The following is a 24858-nucleotide window of genomic DNA, read 5'->3' as shown; positions in this document are numbered from 1 at the left end:
CGAGGCCGGGGCGGCCCCACACATGCGCGGTGCGTACGTCAGTACGAGGAGCCCGAGGCCCCCAGTGCGCCCGTCGGGTGCCAGACCGTCTTGGTCTCCAGGAAGGCCGTCAGCCGGTGCGTACCCGGATCGGCCGACCAGTCCTCGCCGTCCACAGCCTGTGGGCGGCGGACCCGCTTCAGGTTGTCCGCCGCCGCGGTCTCCAGTTCCTTGGCCAGTCCGGCGTCGGCCGCCCCCGTGAGGTCGATGGCGTTCACGTCCTGGTGGGACGCCAGCGGCGCCGCGAGCTCCGCCGTCTTCCCCGACAGGATGTTCACCACACCGCCGGGCAGGTCCGAGGTCGCCAGGACCTCGCCCAGCGAGAGGGCGGGCAGCGGCGCGTCGGCCGAGGCGACGACGATCGCCGTGTTGCCGGTCGCGATCACCGGGGCGATCACCGAGACCAGCCCGAGGAACGACGACTTCTGCGGCGCGAGAACCGCGACCACGCCCGTCGGCTCCGGGGTGGACAGGTTGAAGAACGGGCCCGCGACCGGATTCGCCCCGCCCACGACCTGGCCGATCTTGTCCGTCCAGCCCGCGTACCAGACCCAGCGGTCGATCGCCGCCTCCACGACGGCAGCGGCCCTGGACTTCGACAGCCCCTCGGCGTCCGCCACCTCTCGTACGAACTGCTCCCGGCGTCCCTCCAGCATCTCGGCGACGCGGTAGAGGATCTGCCCGCGGTTGTACGCGGTCGCGCCCGACCAGCCGCCGAACGCCTTACGCGCGGCCACGACCGCGTCCCGTGCGTCCTTGCGGGAGGACTGCGGCGCGTTCGCCAGCCACTTGCCCTTCGAGTCCGTCACCTCGTACACCCGGCCGCTCTCGGAGCGGGGGAACTTGCCCCCGACGTACAGCTTGTAGGTCTTGAAGACGCTGAGTCGCCCGTCAGACATCGAGGTAGGCCTCCAGACCGTGACGGCCGCCCTCGCGGCCGAAGCCCGACTCCTTGTAACCGCCGAACGGCGAGGTCGGGTCGAACTTGTTGAACGTGTTGGCCCACACGACGCCCGCACGGAGCTTGTTGGCCACCGCCAGGATGCGGGAGCCCTTCTCCGTCCAGATGCCCGCCGAGAGGCCGTACTGGCTGTTGTTGGCCTTCGCGACGGCCTCGTCCGGCGTACGGAAGGTGAGCACCGACAGCACCGGGCCGAAGATCTCGTCGCGGGCCACGGTGTGCGCCTGGGTGACGCCGGTGAAGAGCGTCGGCGCGAACCAGTAGCCGGCGGACGGCAGCTCGCACGGCGCCGACCACCGCTCGGCGCCCTCGGCCTCACCGGTCTCGACGAGCGCGCTGATCCGGGCGAGCTGCTCCGCGGAGTTGATCGCGCCGATGTCGGTGTTCTTGTCGAGCGGGTCGCCGAGCCTCAGCGTGGACAGCCGGCGCTTGAGGGCGTGCAGCACCTCGTCGTGCACGGACTCCTGTACGAGGAGCCGGGAGCCCGCGCAGCAGACCTGACCCTGGTTGAAGAAGATGCCGGTGACGATGCCCTCGACGGCCTGGTCGACCGGCGCGTCGTCGAAGACGATGTTGGCGCCCTTGCCGCCCAGCTCCAGCGTGGCCTTCTTGTCCGTACCCGCGATCTGCCGGGCGATGGCCTTGCCCACGGCGGTCGAACCGGTGAACGCGACCTTGTTCACATCCGGGTGCTCGACCAGCGCGGAGCCCGCGTCGCCGTATCCCGTCAGGATGTTGACGACACCCTTGGGCAGGCCCGCCTGGCGGCAGATGTCCGCGAAGAACAGCGCGGACAGCGGCGTCGTCTCCGCCGGCTTCAGCACCACCGTGTTGCCGGTGGCGAGCGCCGGGGCGATCTTCCAGGCCAGCATCAGCAGCGGGAAGTTCCACGGGATGATCTGACCGGCCACCCCCAGCGGGCGCGGGCTCGCCCCGGCGTTTCCGTCTGTCGTCCTCCGGCCGAACCCCGCGTGGTCCAGCTTGTCGGCCCAGCCCGCGTAGTAGAAGAAGTGCGCGGCGACCAGCGGGAGGTCCGCGTCGCGGGTCTCCTTGATCGGCTTGCCGTTGTCGAGGGTCTCCAGGACGGCCAGCTCACGCGAGCGCTCCTGGATGATCCGGGCGATCCGGAAGAGGTACTTGGCGCGCTCGGAGCCGGGCAGCGCCGACCACTTCTCGAACGCCCTGCGGGCCGCCTTCACTGCCCGGTCGACGTCCTCGGCGCCGGCCCGAGCGACCTCGGACAGCACTTCCTCGCTGCTCGGCGAGACGGTCTTGAAGACCTGGCCGTCGGCCGCGTCGGCGAACTCACCGTCGATGAACAGGCCGTACGAGGGCGCGATGTCGACGACGGAGCGCGACTCGGGTGCGGGCGCGTACGCGAACGCGGACGCCGACCCGGATGCCGACGCGGGTGCGTGTGCCTGTGCGGACGCCGACGCGTGTGCCGACGCCGACGCGGGTGCCGACGCGGACGCGGGTGCGGATTTCGATGCGGATGCCATGGCGTATCAGTCCACCGTCACGTAATCGGGGCCGGAGTAGCGGCCGGTGCTGAGCTTCTGGCGCTGCATCAGCAGGTCGTTCAGCAGGCTGGAGGCGCCGAAGCGGAACCAGTGGTTGTCCAGCCAGTCCTCGCCCGCCGTCTCGTTCACCAGGACGAGGAACTTGACCGCGTCCTTGGAGGTACGGATGCCGCCCGCGGGCTTCACACCGATCTGTACGCCCGTCTGCTCCCGGAAGTCGCGCACGGCCTCCAGCATCAGCAGCGTGTTCGCCGGGGTGGCGTTGGTGCCGACCTTGCCGGTCGAGGTCTTGATGAAGTCCGCCCCCGCCAGCATCCCGAGCCAGGAGGCCCGCCGGATGTTGTCGTACGTGGACAGCTCGCCGGTCTCGAAGATCACCTTCAGCCGCGCGGAGCCGCACTCGGCCTTCACGGCGACGATCTCCTCGTACACCTTCAGGTAGCGGCCGGACAGGAAGGCGCCGCGGTCGATCACCATGTCGATCTCGTCGGCCCCGGCCGCCACGGCGTCGCGTACGTCCGCCAGCTTGACGTCCAGCGCGGCACGCCCGGCGGGGAAGGCCGTCGCGACGGACGCCACCTTCACCCCGGACCCGGCCAGCGCGGCGACCGCGGTGGCCGCCATGTCGGGATAGACGCAGACGGCCGCGGTGCGTGGCGCCGTGCGGTCGGTCGGATCGGGGTTGACGGCCTTGGCGGCCAGCCCCCGGACCTTGCCCGGGGTGTCGGCGCCTTCCAGTGTCGTCAGGTCGATCATCGAGATGGCCAGATCGATGGCGTACGCCTTGGCTGTCGTCTTGATCGACCTGGTACCGAGAGAGGCGGCGCGCGCTTCGAGGCCGACGGTGTCGACGCCGGGCAGCCCGTGCAGGAAGCGGCGCAGCGCACTGTCGGACGCCGTCGCGTCGGCGAATGCGGGAGCAGTGGTGGGCATGGTCACCAGGTGAGCATATCTACGCGCGTAGCGACCTGTACAGGGGGCTCCCGGTTTCGACCCTGCCGCCCGGGACCGGCCCCGGGCGGCCGCCCCGCACCACCCCGCCCTGCCCCTTCAGGCAGAATCGGGGCCATGACGAGCCCCACGCCCCCCTCGCAGCCCACGTACGCCGACCGGACCTTCCGGTCCGGCGCCGGTCTGGTCAGCGGTGCGCTGCTGATCCTGCTGGTCGGCTGGATCGGCGGCGACGCGGTGGTTCAGGGCAAGGGGTGGGTGCCGTGGCTGGCGCTGGCCGCGCTGCTGATGGTGATCCCGCTGATCGTGGCGTTCACGCTGCGGCCCGCGGTGTTCGCCGACGAGGAGCGGATCCGGATCCGCAACCCGTTCCGCACGATCGTGCTGCCCTGGGCCGACGTCTCCACCGTGCGCGCCGCGTACTCCAGCGAGATCTTCACGCACGGCGGCGACAAGTACCAGCTGTGGGCGGTGCCCGTCTCCCTGCGCGAGCGCAAGCGCGCGGCCAGGAAGGCCACCCAGCAGGCGCACGACGACCCGTACGGCCGGACCTCCGTGCACGCCGACGTCCGCGACTCCGCCGGCCGCGCGGCAGCCGCCGACCAGACGGTCAGCGACCTGCGCGAGCTCGCCGAGCGCGCCGGCACCCGCGAGGAGCCGAGCACGACCACCGCGTCGGTGCGCTGGGCCTACGAGGTCATCGCACCGGCCGTCGTAGGCGCGGTCCTGCTAGCGGTCCTCCTGGCCCTCGCCTGAGGAGGCGCCAGGCCCCGGCCCGGGGGAGTTACGGACGCCGATACCGGACATATGGTGCCGCTGTCTGTCCTTAACCGTCCATGCCCTCGCGCCGGCTGCGACCGCCGGTAGCATCGGCATCATGAGTAGTAAGAAGTACTCGATCAGTCTGCCTGAGGAGCTCGCCGAAGCGGCGCGCGCCCACGTCGGACCCGGCGGCTTCTCTTCCTACGTTGCCGAGGCCCTCGAGCAGCGAGTCGCCATGGACAGGCTCCGGGAGATCGTCGCCGACTTCGGGACCGACAACGACGAGCTCACCCGCGAGGAGGTCGAGGCCGCCCGCGCGCTACTGCGTCATGACCACCGGCAGGCCGGCGGGGCCGCCGCCTGATGCCGGGCACGCTGCTGCTCGACAGCGAAGGCCTCTCGAAGCTCTACCGTAAGGACCGTGCCGTCGTGGCCCTGGTCCAAGCCGCTTCGGAGGAGGGTGTCCGCGTGGCTACGAGCGCCATGACCACCCTGGAGGCCGACTACGTGCGCATCCACGCCGCCCGCATCAAGTGGATCCTCTCCCGCGTCGACGTCCACGATGTCACCAAGGAGATCACCGACCGGGCCGCCGCCCTCCTGCGTACCCACCGTCTCCATGGTCACAAGTACGCCATCGACGCCGCCTTCGCGGTCATCGCTCGCACCGCACCGCAGCCGGTCACCGTCCTGACCTCCGACCCCGAGGACCTGACGCTCCTGTGCGGCTCCGCCGTGGAGGTCGTCAAGGTCTGAACCCCGGCCGCAGTCGTTACCGGCCGGGCCCGCCGCCGAGCGCGAGCAGTCCCGCGTCGGTCGGCTCGAAGCCGCAGGCGTCGAAGTAGAAGCCGTGCAGGTGGTCCTCGAAGTCGACGTGCAGCCACGCGCAGTCCGCCGCGCGGGCGCCTCGGGCGGCGGCGGAGACCAGCGCGGTGCCGATGCCGGCCCCGCGGTGGTCCTTGGCCACCATGGTGTCCAGGACGAAGGCGTGGGCGCCGCCGTCCCAGGCGACGTTGACGAAGCCGACGAGCCGGCCGTCCTGTCGCGCGCAGACCCATCCCAGGCTGTGGCGGTGGGTGCGGGCGAGCCAGTCGATGGGCGCGGGTGGGTGATCGAAGCTCTCCGCGTGGAGAGCGTTCACCGCTTCGTTGTCGAAGTCGCCTCGCCATTCATAGGTTGCCGCCACCGCCGCATCGTACGGCCTGTCAGATTCCCGCAGCCGTCGACAGGTCCCGCTTGATGTCCGCCAGCAGTTCGGTGGCCTTCGCACGGGCCGTGGGCAGCTCGGGCGCCGAGTCGACCGGGAGTACGACCTCCAGGTAGCACTTGAGCTTCGGTTCCGTGCCGCTCGGGCGGACGATCACCCTGGCCCCCGTGAGGTGGTAGCGCAGGCCGTCGGTGGGCGGCAGGGCGGCCGTGCCCTGCGAGAGGTCCTCCGCGGCGGTGACCGGGAGGCCCGCCAGCGTGGTCGGGGGCGTCTCGCGCAGGCGCCGCATGGCGTCCGCGATGACCGTCAGGTCCTCGACCCGGACCGAGAGCTGGTCCGTGGCGTGCAGGCCGTGCGCGAGCGCGAGGTCGTCGAGCAGGTCGAGGAGGGTGCGGCCCTTCTCCTTGAGTACGGAGGCGAGTTCGGCGATCAGGAGCGCTGCCGTGATGCCGTCCTTGTCGCGTACGCCGTCCGGGTCCACGCAGTAGCCGAGTGCCTCCTCGTAACCGTAGCGAAGGCCCTCGACGCGGGCGATCCACTTGAAGCCCGTCAGCGTCTCCTCGTGGCCGAGGCCCGCCCTGTCGGCGATCCGGCCGAGGAGGGAGGAGGAGACGATCGACTCGGCGAACACGCCGGTGGCGCCGCGGTCCACCAGGTGCGCCGCGAGCAGCGCGCCGACCTCGTCGCCGCGCAGCATCCGCCAGTCGCCGTCGGCCGACGCGTCCGGGACGGCGACCGCACAGCGGTCGGCGTCCGGGTCGTTGGCGATGATGAGGTCGGGGTTCGAGCGGCGCGCGGTGGCGAAGGCGAGGTCCATCGCGCCGGGCTCTTCCGGATTGGGGAAGGCGACGGTGGGGAACGCCGGGTCGGGGTCGGCCTGTTCGGCCACCAGCACGGGCTCGGGGAAGCCGGCCCGGGCGAAGGCCGCTGTGAGTACGGAGGTGCCCACGCCGTGCATCGCCGTGTAGACGGTGCGCGCGGTACGGGGAGAGCCTGGGTCGAGGACGGCGTCCGTACGGGCGAGGTAGGCGGCCAGGACCTCGTCGCCGAGGATCTCCCAGCCCGGGCCCGAGTCCGAGTCCGGGCCCGAGTCCGAGTCCGGGCGCGGTACGCCGGCGAGGGGGCCTACCGCCGCGATCTCGGTGGCGATCTCCACATCGGCGGGGGGCACGATCTGCGAGCCGTCGCCGAGGTAGACCTTGTAGCCGTTGTCGCGGGGTGGGTTGTGGCTGGCCGTGACCTCCACGCCGGCGACGGCGCCCAGATGCCTTATGGCGTACGCGAGTACGGGGGTGGGGAGAGGGCGGGGGAGTACGGCCGCGCGGAGGCCGGCGCCGGTCATCACGGCCGCGGTGTCGCGGGCGAAGTCGGCGGACTTGTAGCGGGCGTCGTAGCCGATGACGACGAGGCCGTCGGCGTTCCCCTGCGCCTTCAGATAGGCGGCCAGACCGGCGGCGGCGCGGATGACCACGGAGCGGTTCATGCGCATGGGGCCTGCGCCCATTTCGCCCCGGAGGCCCGCCGTGCCGAACTGGAGCGTGCCGGCGAAGCGGTCCGTGAGCGCGGGGAGGTCCTCGGCCTCGATGAGCCCGGCGAGCTCCGCGCGGGTCTCGGGGTCGGGGTCCTCGGCGAGCCAGGTCCTGGCCTGCGTGATGAGGTCCTGCTGCACGGTGTCCGCCTTTCTGCGGTGCGGTGCGGTGCGGGGTGCGGGATGCGGGGTGCTGGGATGGAGGTGAGGTGCTGCGCGGGGCTGTCGGGGGCTCTGCCCCCGGGCCCCCGCTCCTCAATCGCCGAAGGGGCTTGATTTCCGCCCCTGTAGCCGTACTTCTACGGCAGGGGGACAAAGGTCGGCCCCTCGAATCGGTGCCGGCGCCTCAGATCCGGTCCAGCACCCGGGCCAACAGGGCGCCCATGCGGGTGGCCGAGTCGCGGCCGGCCTGGAGGACCTCCTCGTGGTTGAGGGGTTCTCCGCTCAGGCCGGCGGCGAGATTCGTGACCAGGGAGATGCCCAGCACCTCCGCGCCCGCCTCGCGTGCCGCGATGGCCTCCAGGACGGTGGACATGCCGACCAGGTCGCCGCCCATGACGCGGACCATGCCGATCTCGGCCGGGGTCTCGTAGTGCGGGCCGGGGAACTGCACGTACACGCCCTCTTCGAGCGTCCCGTCGATCTCCTTGCACAGGGCGCGCAGCCGCGGTGAGTACAGGTCGGTCAGGTCGACGAAGTTCGCGCCCACGATCGGCGAGGCCGCCGTGAGGTTGATGTGGTCGCTGATGAGGACCGGCTGGCCGGGGCGCATGCCCTCACGCAGGCCGCCGCAGCCGTTCGTCAGGATGATCGTCCCGCAGCCCGCGGCGACCGCCGTACGGACGCCGTGTGCGACCGCGGCGACCCCTCGGCCCTCGTAGTAGTGCGTGCGGCCCAGGAAGACCAGGGCGCGCTTCTCCCCGATCCGGTACGAGCGGATCGTGCCGCCGTGGCCCTCCACGGCAGGGGCCGGGAATCCGGGCAGTGCGGTGACCGGGAACTCGGCCTCCGGGATGCCGAGCGCATCGCCGGCGGGGGCCCACCCGGAGCCCATCACGAGAGCGACGTCGTGGGTATCCGCGCCGGTCAGCTCGCGCAGGCGGGCGGCGGCGTCGGCGGCGGCGGCGTACGGGTCGCCCTGGATGTGGTCCGGAATAACAGATGCGTTCACGCGGACGAGGGTAACCGGTGATTCCCTACGCGCGTAGATGTGTCCGTGGAGAGTCTGGCCGGGTGTGTTCGTACTTTCGTACAAAGGGGGCCTGGGGTGCCGCTCAGCAGGGGCGCTTGCGGAGGTTCATCACGTAGTCGTGCGGTGCGCCGGCGGACTCGGCGGCGTCCGCGACCTCGCCCAGATAGCGCGCCGCGGGCAGCCCGCCCTCGTAGCCGTTGAGCACGTACATCCAGGCCGGTTCCTCGCCGTCCAACGTGTGCACCCGCACCCGCATGCGCCGGTAGATGTCGAGTCCGACACCCTCCCAGCGGTCCATGGAGTCCTCGTCCATCGGGGCCAGGTCGTACAGGGCGACGAACACCTGGGAACGGGGTGCCTCCACCACCGTGGCCAGCGCGCCCTCCCAGCCCATCTGCTCCCCGCCGAACGTCAGCCGCCAGCCGTTGAGCCAGCCCGTGCCGCGCAGCGGGGAGTGCGGTGCGCGGCGCGTCATCAGCCGCGCGTCGAGGTTGCCGGCGTACGCGGCGTAGAGCGACATGGGGTCGAGGGTACGGGAGGTGAGGGAAAGTGTGCCGGTTCCGGTGGGGAAGCCGCCCGGTCGTGGGAGGCGGCCGGGGGTGGTCCGCGGGGGCCGAGGCAGGGGGCGGGCCGTGGCCCGGCACGGTCCGTGCCCGTATGGAGGGCCCCGGGGCGAAGCAGCTTGGCGCGTGCGGGACAATGAATGACGTACTGCATACGCCGGGGCGATCCCCCGGACCCCCGGCCGGGGCGGCAGACGGCCGTGGGATGACACCACGCGAGGCGGACTTTTCGTGACCCGGATCGTGATCATCGGCGGCGGCCCCGGCGGCTACGAGGCGGCACTGGTCGGCGCCCAGCTCGGCGCGGAGGTGACCGTCGTCGACTGCGACGGCCTCGGCGGTGCGTCGGTGCTCACCGACTGCGTGCCCTCCAAGACCCTGATCGCGACGGCCGAGGTGATGACCACCTTCGACTCCTCCTACGAGGAACTCGGCATCATCGTCGCCGACGACACCCCGTACAAGGAGCAGGCCGCCCGGGTCGTCGGGGTCGACCTCGGCAAGGTCAACCGACGCGTCAAGCGTCTCGCGCTCGCCCAGTCCCACGACATCACCGCATCCGTCACGCGCGCGGGCGCCAGGGTCATGCGTGGCCGGGGCCGGCTCGAGGGCCTCCAGGCCGCCGACGGGTCGCGCCAGGTCGTGGTGACCGCCGCCGACGGCACCGAGGAGCGGCTCACCGCCGACGCGGTGCTGATCGCGACCGGCGGCCACCCCAGGGAGATCCCGGACGCCCTGCCCGACGGCGAGCGGATCCTGAACTGGACCCAGGTCTACGACCTGGACGAGCTCCCCGAGGAGCTCATCGTGGTCGGTTCCGGTGTGACGGGCGCCGAGTTCGCCGGCGCCTACCAGGCGCTCGGCTCACGCGTCACCCTCGTGTCCTCCCGTGACCGGGTGCTGCCGGGCGAGGACCCGGACGCCGCCGCCGTCCTGGAGGATGTCTTCCGGCGCCGCGGCATGAACGTCATGGCCCGCTCCCGCGCCCAGTCCGCCAAGCGCGTGGGCGACCGTGTCGAGGTCACGCTGGCCGACGGCCGTGTCATCTCCGGCAGTCACTGTCTGATGGCGGTCGGCGCGATCCCCAACACCGCGGGCATGGGCCTGGAGGAGTCAGGGGTCAGGCTGAAGGAGTCCGGGCACGTCAAGACGGACCGGGTCTCCCGCACCAGCGCCCCCGGTGTGTACGCCGCCGGGGACGTCACCGGCGTCTTCGCGCTGGCCTCGGTCGCGGCGATGCAGGGCCGGATCGCGATGTACCACTTCCTCGGTGACGCGGTGGCGCCGCTGAACCTGAAGACGGTCTCCGCGAACGTCTTCACCGACCCCGAGATCGCCACGGTCGGTTACAGCCAGGCCGATGTCGACTCCGGCAAGATCGACGCCCGTGTCGTGAAGTTGCCGCTGCTGCGCAACCCCCGCGCCAAGATGCAGGGCATCAGGGACGGCTTCGTCAAGATCCTCTGCCGGCCCGGTACCGGCATCGTGGTCGGCGGCTGTGTCGTCGCCCCGAGGGCCAGTGAGCTGATCCATCCGATCGCGCTCGCCGTCGACAACAGCCTGACGGTGGAGCAGATCGCCAACGCGTTCACGGTGTACCCGTCGCTGTCCGGCTCGATCGCAGAAGTGGCCCGGCAGTTGCACACGCGTAAGGCCGCCGGCGAGGCGTGACGGCGAGGTGTGACCGGCGCGGCGTGACCGGTGAGGTGTGACGGCGAGGCCCCCTATATCACTAGGGGGCCTCGCCCGTGTACAACTTCTGCTATTCGGCGCAAACTGCTGAAAAGTAACCTGCGGCCAGGTTACTGTCAGTTTCGTGTTCGCTGCAGAACGTCGTCAATTGATCCTCGAAATGGTGCGCGCCAACGGGGCGGTATCGCTCCGTGAGCTCGCTCGCGTCGTCCAGACCTCCGAAGTGACCGTACGGCGGGACGTGCGGGCACTGGAGGCAGAAGGACTCCTCGACCGCCGGCATGGCGGTGCGGTCTTGCCGGGCGGTTTTACGCGGGAGTCCGGCTTTCCGCAGAAATCCCATCTCTCCACCGCGGAGAAAACGGCCATCGCCGACCTGGCGGCCGGTCTGGTCGGTGAGGGCGAGGCCATCGTGGTCGGCGCCGGCACGACCACGCAGGAGCTGGCCCGCCGGCTCGCGCGGGTGCCAGGTCTGACCGTGGTCACCAACTCGCTGCTGGTCGCCCAGGCGTTGGCCCATGCCAACCGGGTGGAAGTCGTGATGACGGGTGGCACCCTGCGCGGGAGCAACTACGCGCTCGTCGGCAGCGGTGCCGAGCAGTCCCTCCAGGGGCTGCGGGTGAGCCGGGCCTTCCTCTCCGGGAGCGGGCTGACCGCGGAGCGCGGGCTGTCCACGTCCAACATGCTTTCCGCGAGCGTGGACCGGGCGCTGGTGCAGGCGGCTGCCGAGGTGGTGGTCCTCGCGGACCATACGAAGCTCGGCTCCGACACCATGTTCCAGACGGTTCCCACGGAGCTGATCACGCGTCTGGTGACGGACGAGCCGCCGGCTCACGACGAGCGGGCGGCCACGGAGCTCCAGGCCCTGGCCGACCAGGGTGTGGAGATCACCGTGGCGGGGCCGGGCGCGGAGTCCGGGCCCCCGGCCGGTGAATCCCTGCCGCAGGGACGGCAGACGCGGCCTGAGATGCCGCTGCCGGGTCAGCGGCGTACGCAGGGCGGTGGGCCCGGTGGTGGCGGGCCCGGAGCGCTCGGTCCGCAGCTGAGGAGCGCCGCCGCGCTGGCGGACGGGCCGGTGGGCGGCCGGGTCGCGGACCTGCGGCGCCGGTGAGCGGGTAGCGGGCGGCCCGGTGGAGGGCAGCCGGTGGCCGGGAGCCGGCGGGGCCGGCTCAGGTGGCCGGTCGGGTCTGTGTGGCTTGCGCGGTCTGTGTGGTCGACGTGGTCTGTGCGGGCGGCGTGGTCGCTTCGGCTGGTGCCGGCGGCCCGTCCTTGAGGCCCTGGAGCGTCAGCCGTAGCAGTCGGTCGGCCAGGGCGGGGTCGGCCGGGGTCTGTTCCGCGGCCAGCGCGATGGCGTTCGTCAGCTGCAGAAGGTCGTCGATCGACACGTCCGCCCGCACCGAGCCGCTCGACTGCGCTCGCGTCAGCAGCCGGTCCCCGGCCTGGCGCAGCAGCACATGACATGACGTCAGCGCCGAAGTCTCGTCCCCCGAGGCCGACATGAGGGCCTGGGCCAGCCCCCGGTACTCACCGGCGTGGCTGACGATCGCGCCCAGCCACTCCACCAGCGCCGTGCACGGCCGGTCGGCCGTCGCCAGCACGCGGGAACGGTCGAGCAGCGCGGCCAGGGCCTCCTGGAACACCGCGTTCATGAGGGCCTGACGGTTCGGGAAGTGCCGGTAGAGCGTGCCGATGCCGACGCCCGCCCGCCGGGCGACGTCCTCGAGTGAGGCGTCCGTGCCCTGGGCGGCGAAGGACGTACGGGCCTCACGCAGCAGCCGGTCGTAGTTGCGGCGCGCGTCGGCGCGCAACGGCCGGGCAGGTGTCGGTGCCGTGCCCATCGCCATCGCCCCTGTCCTCCTGGTGTCAGCCCCGTGCCACAAGGATGCCACCCCCGACACGCCCTGGGGGCCCGGCGACCGCCGGGCCCCCAGGGGCAGGAGAACATGCACCAGCTCCGTGCGCTGCTCAGTCCTTGATCTCGCAGATCGCGGCACCGGACGACACCGAGGTGCCGACCTCCGCCGCCAGGCCCTTCACCGTGCCGGAGCGGTGGGCGTTGAGGGGCTGCTCCATCTTCATGGCTTCGAGGACGACGACGAGGTCGCCTTCCTTGACCTCCTGGCCCTCCTCGACAGCGATCTTGACGATCGTGCCCTGCATCGGGGACGCGAGGGTGTCGCCGGAAGCGGCGGAGCCGGACTTCTTGGCGGCGCGGCGCTTGGGCTTCGCGCCGGCTGCCAGGCCGGTGCGGGCCAGGCTCATGCCCAGCGAGGACGGCAGGGAGACCTCCAGGCGCTTGCCGCCGACCTCGACGACGACGGTCTCGCGGCCGGACTCCTCGTCGGCGTCCGGGTCCGCCGGGACCGCGTACGGCTTGATGTCGTTGACGAACTCCGTCTCGATCCACCGGGTGTGGACCCGGAAGGGGTCGGCGGTGAACGCCGGGTCGGCCACGACCGCGCGGTGGAAGGGGATCGCGGTGGCCATGCCCTCGACGGTGAACTCGGCCAGCGCACGCCCGGCGCGCTGAAGTGCCTGCTCACGGGTCGCGCCGGTCACCACGAGCTTGGCCAGCAGCGAGTCCCACGCCGGGCCGATGACGCTGCCGGACTCGACCCCCGCGTCGAGCCGGACACCGGGGCCGGCGGGCGGGTCGAACAGGGTGACGGTGCCCGGGGCGGGCAGGAAGCCACGGCCCGGGTCCTCGCCGTTGATGCGGAACTCGAAGGAGTGCCCGCGCACGGCGGGGTCGCCGTAGCCGAGCTCCTCGCCGTCGGCGATGCGGAACATCTCGCGGACGAGGTCGAGGCCGGTGACCTCCTCGGTGACCGGGTGCTCGACCTGGAGCCGGGTGTTGACCTCCAGGAAGGAGATCGTGCCGTCCAGGCCGACGAGGAACTCGACCGTGCCGGCGCCGACGTAGCCGGCCTCCTTCAGGATCGCCTTCGACGCCGCGTACAGCTGGTCGTTCTGCGCCTGGGTCAGGAACGGCGCCGGGGCCTCCTCGACGAGCTTCTGGTGGCGGCGCTGGAGCGAGCAGTCACGCGTGGACACCACGACGACGTTGCCGTGGGTGTCGGCCAGGCACTGCGTCTCCACGTGCCGGGGCTTGTCGAGGTAGCGCTCCACGAAGCACTCCCCACGGCCGAACGCCGCCACGGCCTCGCGCACCGCGGAGTCGTACAGCTCCGGGATCTCCTCCAGCGTGCGCGCCACCTTCAGGCCGCGCCCGCCACCGCCGAACGCCGCCTTGATCGCGATCGGCAGGCCGTTCTTCTCGGCGAATTCCACGACCTCGGCCGAACCCGACACCGGGTCAGGTGTGCCGGCCACCAGCGGGGCGCCCGCGCGCTGCGCGATGTGACGCGCCGCGACCTTGTCGCCCAGGTCCCGGATGGCATGCGGCGGCGGCCCGATCCACGTCAGATCCGCGTCCAGCACGGCCTGCGCGAATTCTGCGTTCTCCGAAAGGAAGCCGTAGCCGGGGTGGACCGCGTCCGCCCCCGAATCCTTCGCGGCCTGCAGCACCTTGGCCATGTCCAGATAACTGGCGGCCGGGGTGTCACCGCCCAGAGCGAACGCCTCATCGGCCGCGCGCACATGCAGAGCATCCCGGTCCGGATCGGCGTAGACGGCTACGCTCCCGATCCCGGCATCCCGGCAAGCCCGAGCAACACGGACAGCGATTTCGCCACGGTTGGCGATGAGCACCTTGCGCACGATGACTCCCTCCTTGAGAACAAGCTGAGTTTAGGGACAACCGACACGGCCGTACGACCCGTCCCCAATAGTGAACTTGCCCACACGGAGTGTGATTCGAGGCTTGCTCGAGTCGCGAAATCCCTTGTCGCAATACGGTACGCCGGGATCGTCAACGGCACAGTAGCCACGAAGTGTGGCTCAAGTCTCTGTCCGTACGGTCAACGGCGCGCGGCGTTTCTTTGTGGAGTCCCTACGAACGGCCGAGGGAATCTTTGCCTCGGCATCGGGGTGGTGCGGGGGCCGTCCGGGCTGTGCGCGAACCCTTGTCCCCGGCATTACCGATTAGTAAGGTCCGCGCTGTATCGGACGTACTACGGGTAACAGGGGGTGGGTGCGGTGGTGCGCAGACCAGTGGCCTTCGTGACGGCGGTCGTGCTGTTCGCGGAAGCCGTGGGCATCGTGATCGTCAACGGCATCCTCGCGACGGTCGCCGACAACCAGAGCATGTCCCTGGCCGGGGTCGATCCGGACGCCATGGTGACCGGTGCGTGGGTGATGGGCGCGGTCTCCGGCGTCCTGCTGGTGCTCTGCGGGCTGATACCGCTCCTGGCGGGGATACGCGACCGGGCTCCGGGTCGCCCCGGCCGGATCGCCCTCATCGCCTGTGCGGTCGTCCACGGGGTGCTGGGCGCCCTGGCGGTGGGGCTGATCGGCTGGGCGGCCTTCGTGTTCCTGATGGTCGTCCTGGGGCTGATCGTGCTGACCCTGGTGGCCTTCGACCGGCGCGAACCGGAAGCGGTGAAGACCGGCACCGGGGCGGCTCCCGAGCCGGTGTGACGCCCGCGCGTCCGTGATGCGGGGCTGCGGGCGATGTGGGCGATGTGGGGGAGACGGTGCGTCAGACCCACAAGTCGGTGACGGATACGCCCAGTTCGCCGAGGAGCCGGCGCAGCAGCGGCAGTGAGAGCCCGATGACGTTGCCGTGGCTGCCCTCGATCGACTCGACGAACGGTGCCGAGCGGCCGTCCAGGGTGAACGCCCCGGCGACATGGAGCGGCTCGCCCGAGGCGACGTAGGCGGCCACCTCGGCGTCCGACGGCTCGCCGAACCTGACGACGGTGGACGCGGTCGCGGACGCCGTACGGCCGGTGGCCGTGTCGATGACGCTGTGCCCCGTCTGCAGGATGCCCGACCGGCCGCGCATGGACTTCCAGCGGGCGGTGGCCTCCTCGCTGTCGGCGGGCTTGCCGAGCGCCTCGCCGTCAAGATCGAGCACCGAGTCGCAGCCGATGACGAGCGCACCGGATGCCTCGGGGCGGGCCGCCACCGCGGCGGCCTTCGCCTCGGCCAGGACGAGCGCGAGCTCGCCCGGGGTCGGGGCGCTCAGCGCGTCCTCGTCCACACCGCTGACGATCACCTCGGGGGCGAAACCGGCCTGCCGCAGGAGGCCGAGACGGGCGGGGGAGGCGGAGGCGAGCACGAGTCGGCGCTGATCAGTCATGCCCGCCATCGTAAGGCGGGCCGGAAGAGGCCCCGGACGCCTCAGCCGTGCCTCAGCCGTGCCTCCGAGGGCGTCAGCCGCATCTCCGAGGGCCTCAGCGGGTGCCCAGCACGAACATCGCCACCACCATGGCCAGCGCGAGCAGCAGCCCCGCACGGCGCATCATGTCCTGGGCGTCGCGCAGTTCCTTCGGCGGCTTGTTCTCGGGGTCGGACCACAGCATGCGTCCGATGGTGCTCCGGAGACGGCCGCGGCGCCTGAGTACGCGTACTCAAGCGCCGCCCTGCCCACTCTCAGGCCGGCCAGTACGTCCGCGCCCACGACCTGGGCCCCGGCCGCAGTGTGCCCCGGCGGGCGATGCGCCCCGGGTCCGACCACTGCTCGGGCGGCAGCGGAGCCCCGGACGGCACGGCGGCCACCGCCGCCGCACGTGCCCGGACCACGGCGAGAGCCGCGGCGAGCTCCTCCGGGGTGGGATTACCCCGTACGACCTTGATCATGGTGACTCCCGGTGGGGTTGGAGGGGTGAGGGGGCTTCGGACCACCCCTAGAGGGGGATGTTGCCGTGCTTCTTCGGCGGCAGCGACTCACGCTTCGTACGGAGCTGGCGCAGGCCCTTCACCAGGTGCGCCCGGGTGTCGGACGGCATGATCACCGCGTCGACGTAGCCGCGCTCGGCCGCGACGTACGGATTGAGCAGGGCGTCCTCGTAGTCGGTCATCAGCTCGGCCCGGGTGGCCTCGGGGTCGGTGGCCGCCGCGATGGTCCTGCGGTGCAGGATGTTCACCGCGCCCTGGGCCCCCATCACCGCGACCTGTGCGGTCGGCCAGGCCAGGTTCAGGTCGGCGCCCAGGTGCTTGGACCCCATGACGTCGTACGCCCCGCCGAACGCCTTGCGCGTGATCACCGTGATCAGCGGGACGGTCGCCTCCGCGTACGCGTAGATCAGCTTGGCGCCGCGCCGGATGATGCCGCCGTACTCCTGATCCACGCCGGGCAGGAAGCCGGGCACGTCGACGAAGGTGATGACCGGCACGTTGAACGCGTCGCAGGTACGGACGAAGCGCGAGGCCTTCTCGCTCGCGTCGATGTCCAGACAGCCGGCCAGCTGCATCGGCTGGTTGGCGACGATGCCGACCGGGTAGCCCTCGACGCGTCCGAAGCCGGTGAGGATGTTCGGCGCGAACAGGGCCTGCGTCTCCAGGAACTCGCCGTCGTCCAGCACATGCTCGATGGCGGTGTGCATGTCGTACGGCTGGTTCGCCGAGTCCGGGATGAGGGTGTCGAGCTCGCGGTCCTCGTCCGTGGTCTCCAGGTCGGCCTCCTCGGGGAAGGCCGGCGCCTCCGAGAGGTTGTTCGACGGGAGGTAGGACAGCAGGGACTTGACGTACTCGATGGCGTCCTTCTCGTCGCCCGCCATGTGGTGGGCCACGCCGGACGTGGTGTTGTGCGTGCGGGCGCCGCCCAGCTCCTCGAAGCCGACGTCCTCACCGGTGACCGTCTTGATGACGTCGGGCCCTGTGATGAACATGTGCGAGGTCTGGTCGACCATGACCGTGAAGTCGGTGATCGCGGGGGAGTAGACCGCGCCGCCCGCGCAGGGGCCGACGATCAGGGAGATCTGCGGGACGACACCCGAGGCGTGCACATTGCGGCGGAAGATCTCCGCGAACAGCCCGAGGGCGGCCACACCCTCCTGGATGCGCGCGCCGCCGCCGTCGTTGATGCCGATCACCGGGCAGCCGGTCTTCATCGCGAAGTCCATGACCTTGACGATCTTCTCGCCGTAGACCTCGCCGAGCGAGCCGCCGAAGATCGTGAAGTCCTGCGAGTACACGCAGACGGGACGGCCGTCGACCGTGCCGTAACCGGTGACGACGCCGTCTCCGTACGGGCGGTTCTTCTCGATGCCGAAATTGGTGGACCTGTGCCGTGCGAACTCGTCGAGCTCCACGAAGGAACCCTCGTCGAGCAGGAGCTCGACCCGCTCCCGGGCGGTCAACTTGCCCTTGGCGTGCTGCTTCTCGACAGCGCGGGCGGAACCTGCGTGTGTGGCCTCTTCGATACGGTGCTGCAGGTCCGCGATCTTGCCCGCGGTGGTGTGGATGTCGCTCTGCGGCTCGGACATCGGGTGGCGGCTCCCTGCCTGGTCACGGGGACGGCTGGTACGTACATGCAGTTGTAGGGGTGCGGCGCTCATACGTGCTCGACGGCTACTGCCCCGTAGCGTATCGGCGCGGATACCGTTCGGCAGTGCGTCGTTTGCCACACCTAATGTGGGTTGCATGACACCTCCTGATGCGCCGCACAATCGCTGGTCGGACCTCGACAGGCCGCCCCTGAACGTCGCGGCGCTGCGCCGCGGGCTGCTGAAGCCCGACGGTCTGTGGACCTCGCTCGACATCGTCGACGCGACCGGCTCCACCAACTCCGACCTCGCGGCCCGTGCCGCCGAAGGCCGGTCGGCCGAGGGCGCGGTGCTGGTCGCGGAGGAGCAGACCGCGGGCCGTGGGCGGCTCGACCGGAGCTGGACGGCTCCGCCCCGTTCGGGCATCTTCCTGTCCGTCTACCTGACCCCGGGGGACGTGCCGGCCGAGCGGTGGGGGTGGCTTCCGCTGCTGGCCGGGGTCGCGGCCGCGACGGGCCTCGCGAAGGCCGCGGGCGTGGACATGGCGCTGAAATGGCCCAACGACCTCCTGGTGACGATCGCCGACACGGAGCGCAAGACCGGGGGCATCCTCGCCGAGCGTGCCGGGGACGGCGTCGTCATCGGCATCGGCCTCAACGTGTCGCTGCGCGCGGCCGAGCTGCCCGCCCCGCACGCCGGTTCGCTGGCGCTCGCGGGAGCCGTCTCCACCGACCGCGAGACTCTGCTCAGGGCGGTCCTGCGTTCACTGGAACAGTGGTACGGCCGGTGGCGCGACGCGAACGGCGACGCCGCCGAGAGCGGGCTCCAGGCGGCCTATGCGGCGGGCTGCGCCACGCTCGACCGGACGGTGCGGGCCGAGCTGCCCGGCGAGAGGACCCTCGTCGGCGAGGCCGTCGCGATCGACGGCGACGGACGGCTCGTGCTGGCCACGGCCGACGGGCTCCAGGAGCCCGTATCGGCCGGAGACATCGTCCACCTGCGCGGGGAGTCGGGAGGTCTCACCTGATCCGGTCGCCCCGCACGGACGGGTGATGTCACGTACGACGGTTCCGGAACCGCGCCACCGGGGACGTGAGCCAGGGCACACCTGCCGTATCGTTGAGGCGATCCAGCGACAGATCGGCAGGGCAGTGCGCAGGGAACGGGCAGGAGGCGGCCGGTGACCGTCGACGACACGAGTTCCGGGGACGACACCGACCCTTCGTCGGAACCCTCGGTCCATTCCTCACCCCACCACGAGGTCGACCACACCGCTGAACCGACCGACGACCCGCTCGCCATCCGGCTGGAATCGCTCATTCTGGGTGCCGACCGCCGCTACACGCCCTTCCAGGCGGCTAGGACGGCAGGGGTCTCCATGGACCTGGCGTCCCGTTTCTGGCGGGCGATGGGATTCGCCGACATCGGGCAGGCCAAGGCGCTGACCGAGGCCGACGTCCTGGCGCTGCGCCGTCTCGCGGGTCTGGTGGAGGCCGGGCTGCTCAGCGAGCCGATGGCGATCCAGGTGGCCAGGTCGACGGGGCAGACGACCGCCAGGCTCGCCGAGTGGCAGATCGACTCCTTCCTCGAGGGGCTGACCGAGCCGCCCGAGCCCGGGATGACCAGGACCGAGGTCACCTATCCGCTGGTCGAGCTGCTGCTGCCCGAGCTCCAGGAGTTCCTGGTCTACGTCTGGCGGCGCCAGCTCGCCGCGGCCACGGGCCGGGTGGTGCAGGCGGCGGACGACGAGGAGATGGTCGACCGGCGGTTCGCCGTGGGCTTCGCCGACCTGGTCGGCTTCACCCGGCTGACCCGGCGGCTGGAGGAGGAGGAGCTCGGCGAACTGGTCGAGGCCTTCGAGACGACCTCGGCGGACCTGGTCGCCGCGCACGGCGGGCGGCTCGTCAAGACCCTGGGCGACGAGGTCCTGTTCGCCGCGGACGACGCGGGCACCGCGGGCGAGATCGCGCTCAGGCTGGTCGAGGCGATGGCCCAGGACACGACGATGCCCGCGCTGCGGGTCGGCATCGCCTTCGGCACGGTCACCACACGCATGGGCGACGTGTTCGGTACGACGGTGAATCTCGCCAGCCGGCTCACCTCGATAGCGCCGAAGGACGCGGTGCTGGTCGACGGCGCGTTCGCCGCCGAGCTCATCAAGAACGGCGACGCCCCCGCGTCCGAGGCCGAGGAGACCGCCGCGGCGGCCGAGCGTGCCCGGCTGGCGGCCGAGGACGACCACGGCGTGGGCGAGGGGCCGCCGCCGTCGGCGTACCGCTTCGGGATGCAGCCGATGTGGCAGCGGCCGGTGCGCGGTCTCGGTGTGGTGGAGCCCTGGCTGCTGGCCCGGCGGGGCAAGCCCTCCACCTGACCGCGGGGTCGCACCTACTATTCCGGTAACGCTCGTTAACCGGAGGGGTGCTGAGTCATGGGTGACACGTCGGAGCAGAGGTTCGGGGATTTCGTCGTCGTACGGCGGCACGAGGGCCAGGAGCATGTAGCCGAGCTGGTGCTCGACCGGCCTCGGGCGATGAACGCCGTGAGCACCGGTATGGCGCGTTCCCTCGCCGATGCCTGCGCCGCGCTCGGCGCGGATCAGGGGGTGCGGGCGACCGTGCTCACCTCCAGCCATGAGCGGGCCTTCTGCGTGGGCGCGGACCTCAAGGAGCGGAACTCCTTCACCGACGCGGAGCTCGTGCGGCAGCGGCCCACGGCGAGGGCCGCCTACGCCGGGGTGCTCGAGCTCCCGATGCCGGTCGTCGCCGCCGTGCACGGCTACGCCTTGGGGGGCGGCTTCGAGCTCGCGCTGGCCTGCGACGTGATCGTGGCCGACCGTACGGCCGTGGTCGGGCTGCCCGAGGTGTCCGTCGGCGTCATCCCCGGCGGCGGCGGTACGCAGCTGCTGCCCCGCAGGGTCGGTGCGGCGCGCGCCGCCGAGCTGGTCTTCAGCGCCCGGCGGGTGGAGGCGGCCGAGGCGCGCGAGCTCGGCCTGGTCGACGAGCTGGTGGACGCGGGCCAGGACCGGGACGCGGCGCTGGCCCTGGGGGGCCGGATCGCGGCGAACTCTCCCGTGGGGCTCCGGGCGGCCAAGCGGGCTCTGCGACTCGGGCAGGGGCTCGATCTGCGGGCCGGTCTCGAGGTGGAGGACGCCGCCTGGCGTTCCGTGGCGTTCTCCGGGGACCGGGCCGAGGGGGTCGCCGCGTTCAACGAGAAGCGGAAGCCCAGCTGGCCCGGTGAGTGACCCCGGCCGACGGGAGCCAGGGAACGATCTGAAGATCATCAGCGCTGCCAACTGATCAAATCATCACAAACCTCCATAAGCTGGGGCGATGGGTGGTGATGATGCGCGGCTGCGCGCCGTGGTTGCGCTGGCACAGACGATGGCGGCGGCCTGCACCCCGCGCGAGTCCTGGCACGCCGCGGCGGTGGGGGCGTGCGAGGCGCTGGGAGGCAGCTTCGCCGCCCTCTCCGTGTGGGAGCGGGATCAGGGCAGGCTGCGCGTCCTGGTGAACGCGGGGGAGCGGGCCGAGGGGGAGGAAAAGTTCCCCGAGGCCGAGGCCTACCCCGTGCACCAGTTCCCGGAGATCACCGAGTTCCTGCACGAGCGCTGGGCGGGCGGCGGTGAGCCGGACGCCTGGGTGGAGACCGCCGACGGCGCCCCGGCAGCCGGGGCGCCGGCCCGGGGCGCGCGTCCCTACTGCCACCAGCGGGTCGCCGCGCTCCGCCGGCGTGGGCGGGGCTGTTGTGTGGTGGCGCCGATCGTGCTGCACGGCCGCGCCTGGGGCGAGCTCTATGTGGCCCGCCCCGCGGGGGTCCCGGTGTTCGGCCGGGACGACGCGGACTTCGCGACCGTGCTGGCCGCCGTCGTCGCGGCGGGCATCGCGCAGACCGAGCGTCTCGAGGAGGTCCGCAAGCTGGCCTTCACGGACCCGCTGACCGGCCTGGCGAACCGCAGGGCGGTGGATCTGCGTCTCGACGAGGCGGTGGACCGGCATCACGCGGACGGGGCAGTGGTCAGCCTGGTCGTCTGCGATCTGAACGGTCTCAAGGTGGTCAACGACACGCATGGCCACGCGGTCGGTGACCGTCTGCTGGAACGATTCGGCTCCGTGCTCTCGCTGTGCGGCGCGATGCTTCCCGGCGCCCTGGCCGCCCGCCTGGGCGGGGACGAGTTCTGTCTGCTGGCCGTCGGCCCCCCGGCGGACGACGTCGTCCGGGTGTCCGAGGAGCTCTGCGCGCGGGCCGTCGGTCTGGAGCTCGGTGACGGGGTGGCCTGCGGGGTTGCGTCCACCGGTGACGACATCGGCCCGGTCAGGTCCGCGCGCCGGCTCTTCCGGCTGGCCGACGCCGCCCAGTACCAGGCGAAGGCCGCGCACTCCAGGAGGCCGGTGGTCGCCGGGCGCGACGGTGAGGTGATCCGGCTCGCCGACTCCCCGCCCAGGTCGCCCCACGACCGCCGCAGGCTGCGTGGCAACCCGCCCGGGTGAGGTCGTAAGGGGTCAACCGCACGACCACTGATGACATGGCGGGTTTCAGTCCGTAGGCTTCTGAATATGGATATGCATACAGTCGTGGTGGGGACGTCCGGTACCACCGCCGATGACGTCGTCGCCGTGGCCCGCCAGGGCGCCCGTGTCGAGCTCTCCGCAGCCGCGGTCGACGCGCTCCGTGCCGCGCGGGAGACCGTCGACGCACTCGCCGCGAAGCCCGAGCCGGTCTACGGCGTCTCCACCGGCTTCGGAGCCCTGGCCAGCCGGCACATCAGCCCCGGTCTGCGGGCGCAGCTCCAGCGCAACATCGTCCGCTCGCACGCGGCGGGCATGGGCCCCCACGTGGAGCGCGAGGTGGTCCGTGCGCTGATGTTCCTGCGGCTGAAGACGCTCGCCTCAGGTCACACCGGCGTACGCCCCGAGGTCGCGCAGACCATCGCCGACGTGCTCAACGCGGGCATCACCCCCGTCGTCCACGAATACGGCTCGCTCGGCTGCTCCGGCGACCTCGCCCCGCTCTCGCACTGCGCCCTGACCCTGATGGGCGAGGGTGAGGCGGAGGGCCCCGACGGCATCGTGCGGCCCGCCGGTGAACTCCTCGCGGCGCACGGCATCACCCCCGTCGAGCTGCGCGAGAAGGAGGGCCTCGCCCTCCTCAACGGCACCGACGGCATGCTGGGCATGCTCGTGATGGCACTGGCCGACCTGAAGAACCTCTACACCAGCGCGGACATCACCGCCGCGCTCTCCCTGGAGGCCCTCCTCGGCACCGAACGGGTCCTCGCCCCCGAGCTGCACGCGATCCGCCCGCACCCCGGCCAGGGCGTCTCCGCCGACAACATGCTGCGGGTGCTCGCGGGGTCAGGGCTCACCGGCCACCATCAGGATGACGCGCCCCGGGTCCAGGACGCCTACTCCGTGCGCTGTGCACCCCAGGTCAACGGCGCCGGGCGCGACACCCTCACGCACGGGGAGCTCGTCGCCGCCCGTGAGCTGGCCTCGGCGGTGGACAACCCGGTCGTTCTCCCGGACGGAAGGGTCGAGTCCAACGGGAACTTCCACGGCGCGCCCGTCGCGTACGTCCTGGACTTCCTGGCGATCGTCGCCGCCGACCTCGGGTCGATCACCGAGCGCCGCACGGACCGGCTCCTGGACAAGAACCGCTCGCACGGACTGCCGCCGTTCCTCGCGGACGACGCGGGGGTCGACTCCGGGCTGATGATCGCGCAATACACCCAGGCCGCCCTGGTCAGCGAGCTGAAGCGGCTCGCGGCCCCGGCGTCCGTCGACTCGATCCCGTCCTCCGCGATGCAGGAGGACCACGTCTCCATGGGCTGGTCGGCCGCGCGGAAGCTGCGTACCGCCGTCACCGGCCTCGCGCGGATCGTGGCCGTCGAGCTCTACGCCGCCACGCGCGCCGTCGAACTGCGCGCCGCCCAGGGGCTGATCCCGGCACCCGCCTCGCAGGCCGCCATCGCGGCGCTGCGGGCCGCCGGGGTGCAGGGCCCCGGCCCCGACCGCTTCCTGGCCCCGGATCTGGACGCGGCCGACACCTTCGTACGGGAGGGGAAGCTGCTCGCGGCCGTCGAGTCGGTGACCGGGCCGCTGGCCTGAGCTGTCGCGTGCGAGTGCTGCCGCACGGCCTCATGGGGCGTGCGGCAGCACTCACGTAGCCCGGAAGCCGGAAGCCTCAGAAGCCGGTGTGCGGCGTGGTGCCCCGGCGCACCGAGTACACGACGAATCCCGCGCCTACGCACAGGGACGCCACGCCGCCGACCAGGTAGGGGGTCGTGTCGACGCCCGCCCCGGTGTCGGCGAGCTCCTCACCGGAGATGAACTCCCCCGTGGCGGAGGCCTGTCGGGCCGCGACGGGGGCGTCGGCGGACGAGCCGGCCGAAGCGCTCGGGGTGTCCGCGTCGTCGGTCGCGTTGGCGGAGGGGACGAACCAGAGAGCGCACAGCAGGGTGCCTGCCGCTGTGGTGGTCAGCAGCGTGCGACGAGCGATGGACACAGAATCGATCCCCTTGCGAAAACCATCAGTTGAGGGCCCCGTGGGCCGATGCTAAGCAAAGCAGCGGGTCGGAGGAAAGCCACCGGTCCAGGGAGCCTTACGCTCCGGCGTATGAGCACATCGAAGACACCCGCATTTGTTCGGCTTCGCGTGGAGATGGTCCTGGAGATCAGCGACGTGGACGCCCTGACCGGAACCGCGCTGGAGAGCATCGCCGCCGACTTCACCGCCTCCGGGGCGTCCGCCGACGACTCCACCGAGGAACGCACGCATGCCGAGGAGACGGTCAGGGAAGACGCAGCTGAGGCCCTCGCCTCGTTGCTCGACCCGTTCGACCTGGTCAGCGAGGTGCCCGGGGTCGAGCTCGCCCAGGCCTCCTGGAGCAGCGAGACGATCGACTACGACCCCGACGCCGAGGACTGGGCCGCCGACGAGGACGAGGCCGCCGACGAGGACGGGGACGTGGGCGAGGTGTACGACGGGATCGAGGACAATGAGACGGACGACGAAGAAGGCGGCGGGCATACGGAACGCTGACGGCCGCGGAGCACTCCTCGAAGACGGCGGGAACCACACCGGTCCGGGACGCGTCGATGAGTGGTGTTCCC

Annotated in this window: 26 protein-coding genes; 12 read left to right on the top strand and 14 right to left on the bottom strand. The window is 71.6% G+C overall.

The window, feature by feature from the left end:
- Positions 1–38: 38 nt before the first annotated feature.
- The 3 genes from OG623_RS12585 to deoC are packed head-to-tail and all read right to left on the bottom strand — an operon-like array spanning position 39 to position 3456.
- The gene (locus tag OG623_RS12585; protein ID WP_406146375.1) at positions 39–938 is read right to left on the bottom strand and encodes an aldehyde dehydrogenase family protein; all 900 of its coding nucleotides are present in this window, start codon (positions 936–938) and stop codon (positions 39–41) included.
- On the bottom strand, positions 931–2502 hold the full coding sequence (locus OG623_RS12580; RefSeq protein ID WP_406146373.1) for an aldehyde dehydrogenase family protein: 1572 nt from the start codon (positions 2500–2502) through the stop codon (positions 931–933). Before OG623_RS12580 ends, OG623_RS12585 begins: the two co-directional genes overlap by 8 nt.
- A gap of 6 nt (positions 2503–2508) precedes the next feature.
- A complete protein-coding gene (gene deoC, locus OG623_RS12575) occupies positions 2509–3456 on the bottom strand; it encodes a deoxyribose-phosphate aldolase (RefSeq protein WP_406151796.1) in 948 nt (315 codons plus the stop codon).
- A 135-nt stretch (positions 3457–3591) separates the two neighbouring features.
- Here deoC and OG623_RS12570 point away from each other — a divergent pair, with 135 nt between their 5' ends.
- The 3 genes from OG623_RS12570 to OG623_RS12560 all read left to right on the top strand — a co-directional run bounded on the left by OG623_RS12570 (position 3592) and on the right by OG623_RS12560 (position 4992).
- Positions 3592–4230, top strand: coding sequence for a PH domain-containing protein (locus OG623_RS12570; protein ID WP_406146372.1), 639 nt, complete (start codon positions 3592–3594; stop codon positions 4228–4230).
- 118 nt (positions 4231–4348) lie between these two features.
- Complete coding sequence (locus OG623_RS12565; RefSeq protein WP_406151795.1) at positions 4349–4600, top strand: hypothetical protein; 252 nt, start codon at positions 4349–4351, stop codon at positions 4598–4600.
- Positions 4600–4992, top strand: a complete 393-nt coding sequence (locus OG623_RS12560) for a DNA-binding protein (protein ID WP_406146370.1) — start codon at positions 4600–4602, stop codon at positions 4990–4992. Before OG623_RS12565 ends, OG623_RS12560 begins: the two co-directional genes overlap by 1 nt.
- Positions 4993–5008: 16 nt before the next feature.
- On the opposite strand, the gene OG623_RS12555 is transcribed toward OG623_RS12560, so the two are convergent.
- The 4 genes from OG623_RS12555 to OG623_RS12540 all read right to left on the bottom strand — a co-directional run bounded on the left by OG623_RS12555 (position 5009) and on the right by OG623_RS12540 (position 8683).
- Complete coding sequence (locus OG623_RS12555; protein ID WP_406146369.1) at positions 5009–5422, bottom strand: GNAT family N-acetyltransferase; 414 nt, start codon at positions 5420–5422, stop codon at positions 5009–5011.
- Between the two features lie 19 nt (positions 5423–5441).
- On the bottom strand, positions 5442–7112 hold the full coding sequence (locus tag OG623_RS12550; protein ID WP_406146368.1) for a phospho-sugar mutase: 1671 nt from the start codon (positions 7110–7112) through the stop codon (positions 5442–5444).
- 205 nt (positions 7113–7317) lie between these two features.
- Positions 7318–8142, bottom strand: a complete 825-nt coding sequence (locus tag OG623_RS12545) for a purine-nucleoside phosphorylase (RefSeq protein ID WP_406146366.1) — start codon at positions 8140–8142, stop codon at positions 7318–7320.
- A 103-nt stretch (positions 8143–8245) separates the two neighbouring features.
- Positions 8246–8683, bottom strand: coding sequence for a gamma-glutamylcyclotransferase (locus tag OG623_RS12540; RefSeq protein WP_362888218.1), 438 nt, complete (start codon positions 8681–8683; stop codon positions 8246–8248).
- Positions 8684–8957: 274 nt separating this feature from the next.
- Here OG623_RS12540 and OG623_RS12535 point away from each other — a divergent pair, with 274 nt between their 5' ends.
- A complete protein-coding gene (locus OG623_RS12535) occupies positions 8958–10397 on the top strand; it encodes an NAD(P)H-quinone dehydrogenase (protein ID WP_406146365.1) in 1440 nt (479 codons plus the stop codon).
- Between the two features lie 145 nt (positions 10398–10542).
- Positions 10543–11529: a DeoR/GlpR family DNA-binding transcription regulator gene (locus tag OG623_RS12530; protein ID WP_406146364.1), complete on the top strand. Its 987-nt coding sequence runs from the start codon at positions 10543–10545 to the stop codon at positions 11527–11529.
- Positions 11530–11587: 58 nt separating this feature from the next.
- Here OG623_RS12530 and OG623_RS12525 read toward each other — a convergent pair whose 3' ends face one another.
- A complete protein-coding gene (locus tag OG623_RS12525; RefSeq protein WP_406146363.1) occupies positions 11588–12262 on the bottom strand; it encodes a TetR/AcrR family transcriptional regulator in 675 nt (224 codons plus the stop codon).
- Between the two features lie 121 nt (positions 12263–12383).
- Positions 12384–14138: an acetyl/propionyl/methylcrotonyl-CoA carboxylase subunit alpha gene (locus OG623_RS12520; protein ID WP_406146361.1), complete on the bottom strand. Its 1755-nt coding sequence runs from the start codon at positions 14136–14138 to the stop codon at positions 12384–12386.
- 378 nt (positions 14139–14516) lie between these two features.
- On the opposite strand from OG623_RS12520, the gene OG623_RS12515 reads away from it, so the two are divergent.
- A complete protein-coding gene (locus OG623_RS12515) occupies positions 14517–14957 on the top strand; it encodes a hypothetical protein (RefSeq protein ID WP_406146360.1) in 441 nt (146 codons plus the stop codon).
- A 61-nt stretch (positions 14958–15018) separates the two neighbouring features.
- Here the strand turns inward: OG623_RS12515 and OG623_RS12510 are convergent, their stop codons facing one another.
- The 4 genes from OG623_RS12510 to OG623_RS12495 form a co-directional block, all read right to left on the bottom strand.
- Positions 15019–15630 carry a nucleoside triphosphate pyrophosphatase gene (locus OG623_RS12510; protein ID WP_406146358.1) on the bottom strand — a complete coding sequence of 204 codons (612 nt, stop codon included), beginning with the start codon at positions 15628–15630 and terminating at the stop codon, positions 15019–15021.
- An 85-nt stretch (positions 15631–15715) separates the two neighbouring features.
- Entirely contained in the window at positions 15716–15844 is a 129-nt protein-coding gene (gene mmpB / locus OG623_RS12505; RefSeq protein ID WP_099174806.1) for a morphogenic membrane protein MmpB, read from the bottom strand.
- Between the two features lie 70 nt (positions 15845–15914).
- Positions 15915–16121 (bottom strand): acyl-CoA carboxylase epsilon subunit, encoded by a 207-nt coding sequence (locus tag OG623_RS12500; protein ID WP_406146357.1) that lies wholly within the window; start codon positions 16119–16121, stop codon positions 15915–15917.
- Between the two features lie 47 nt (positions 16122–16168).
- A complete protein-coding gene (locus tag OG623_RS12495) occupies positions 16169–17749 on the bottom strand; it encodes an acyl-CoA carboxylase subunit beta (RefSeq protein ID WP_406146356.1) in 1581 nt (526 codons plus the stop codon).
- A 157-nt stretch (positions 17750–17906) separates the two neighbouring features.
- Between OG623_RS12495 and OG623_RS12490 the strand changes: the two genes are divergently transcribed.
- The 5 genes from OG623_RS12490 (at position 17907) to hutH (ending at position 23853) form a co-directional block, all read left to right on the top strand.
- Entirely contained in the window at positions 17907–18776 is an 870-nt protein-coding gene (locus OG623_RS12490; RefSeq protein WP_406146355.1) for a biotin--[acetyl-CoA-carboxylase] ligase, read from the top strand.
- 153 nt (positions 18777–18929) lie between these two features.
- The gene (locus OG623_RS12485) at positions 18930–20120 is read left to right on the top strand and encodes an adenylate/guanylate cyclase domain-containing protein (protein ID WP_406146353.1); all 1191 of its coding nucleotides are present in this window, start codon (positions 18930–18932) and stop codon (positions 20118–20120) included.
- A gap of 57 nt (positions 20121–20177) precedes the next feature.
- The gene (locus OG623_RS12480) at positions 20178–20990 is read left to right on the top strand and encodes an enoyl-CoA hydratase/isomerase family protein (protein ID WP_406146352.1); all 813 of its coding nucleotides are present in this window, start codon (positions 20178–20180) and stop codon (positions 20988–20990) included.
- A gap of 88 nt (positions 20991–21078) precedes the next feature.
- Positions 21079–22236 (top strand): diguanylate cyclase domain-containing protein, encoded by a 1158-nt coding sequence (locus OG623_RS12475; protein ID WP_406146351.1) that lies wholly within the window; start codon positions 21079–21081, stop codon positions 22234–22236.
- Positions 22237–22302: 66 nt separating this feature from the next.
- Positions 22303–23853: a histidine ammonia-lyase gene (hutH, locus tag OG623_RS12470; RefSeq protein ID WP_406146350.1), complete on the top strand. Its 1551-nt coding sequence runs from the start codon at positions 22303–22305 to the stop codon at positions 23851–23853.
- Between the two features lie 76 nt (positions 23854–23929).
- Here the strand turns inward: hutH and OG623_RS12465 are convergent, their stop codons facing one another.
- The gene (locus OG623_RS12465; RefSeq protein WP_406146349.1) at positions 23930–24250 is read right to left on the bottom strand and encodes a hypothetical protein; all 321 of its coding nucleotides are present in this window, start codon (positions 24248–24250) and stop codon (positions 23930–23932) included.
- Positions 24251–24361: 111 nt separating this feature from the next.
- Here OG623_RS12465 and OG623_RS12460 point away from each other — a divergent pair, with 111 nt between their 5' ends.
- Entirely contained in the window at positions 24362–24787 is a 426-nt protein-coding gene (locus tag OG623_RS12460; protein ID WP_406146347.1) for a hypothetical protein, read from the top strand.
- Positions 24788–24858: the final 71 nt, after the last annotated feature.

Source organism: Streptomyces sp. NBC_01012 (assembly GCF_045162755.1).
Lineage (GTDB): Bacteria > Actinomycetota > Actinomycetes > Streptomycetales > Streptomycetaceae > Streptomyces.
The sequence above is the reverse complement of the archived record's forward strand: the minus strand, read 5'-3'. Positions and strand labels throughout refer to the sequence as shown.

Bases quoted from the DNA above. Each gene is read 5' to 3' on its own strand.
- OG623_RS12585 (WP_406146375.1), bottom strand. From the start codon at position 938: ATGTCTGACGGGCGACTCAGCGTCTTCAAGACCTACAAGCTGTACGTC.
- OG623_RS12580 (WP_406146373.1), bottom strand. From the start codon at position 2,502: ATGGCATCCGCATCGAAATCCGCACCCGCGTCCGCGTCGGCACCCGCG.
- deoC (WP_406151796.1), bottom strand. From the start codon at position 3,456: ATGCCCACCACTGCTCCCGCATTCGCCGACGCGACGGCGTCCGACAGT.
- OG623_RS12570 (WP_406146372.1), top strand. From the start codon at position 3,592: ATGACGAGCCCCACGCCCCCCTCGCAGCCCACGTACGCCGACCGGACC.
- OG623_RS12560 (WP_406146370.1), top strand. From the start codon at position 4,600: ATGCCGGGCACGCTGCTGCTCGACAGCGAAGGCCTCTCGAAGCTCTAC.
- OG623_RS12540 (WP_362888218.1), bottom strand. From the start codon at position 8,683: ATGTCGCTCTACGCCGCGTACGCCGGCAACCTCGACGCGCGGCTGATG.
- OG623_RS12525 (WP_406146363.1), bottom strand. From the start codon at position 12,262: ATGGCGATGGGCACGGCACCGACACCTGCCCGGCCGTTGCGCGCCGAC.
- OG623_RS12510 (WP_406146358.1), bottom strand. From the start codon at position 15,630: ATGGCGGGCATGACTGATCAGCGCCGACTCGTGCTCGCCTCCGCCTCC.
- mmpB (WP_099174806.1), bottom strand. From the start codon at position 15,844: ATGCTGTGGTCCGACCCCGAGAACAAGCCGCCGAAGGAACTGCGCGAC.
- OG623_RS12500 (WP_406146357.1), bottom strand. From the start codon at position 16,121: ATGATCAAGGTCGTACGGGGTAATCCCACCCCGGAGGAGCTCGCCGCG.
- OG623_RS12495 (WP_406146356.1), bottom strand. From the start codon at position 17,749: ATGTCCGAGCCGCAGAGCGACATCCACACCACCGCGGGCAAGATCGCG.
- OG623_RS12490 (WP_406146355.1), top strand. From the start codon at position 17,907: ATGACACCTCCTGATGCGCCGCACAATCGCTGGTCGGACCTCGACAGG.
- OG623_RS12480 (WP_406146352.1), top strand. From the start codon at position 20,178: ATGGGTGACACGTCGGAGCAGAGGTTCGGGGATTTCGTCGTCGTACGG.
- OG623_RS12475 (WP_406146351.1), top strand. From the start codon at position 21,079: ATGGGTGGTGATGATGCGCGGCTGCGCGCCGTGGTTGCGCTGGCACAG.
- hutH (WP_406146350.1), top strand. From the start codon at position 22,303: ATGGATATGCATACAGTCGTGGTGGGGACGTCCGGTACCACCGCCGAT.
- OG623_RS12460 (WP_406146347.1), top strand. From the start codon at position 24,362: ATGAGCACATCGAAGACACCCGCATTTGTTCGGCTTCGCGTGGAGATG.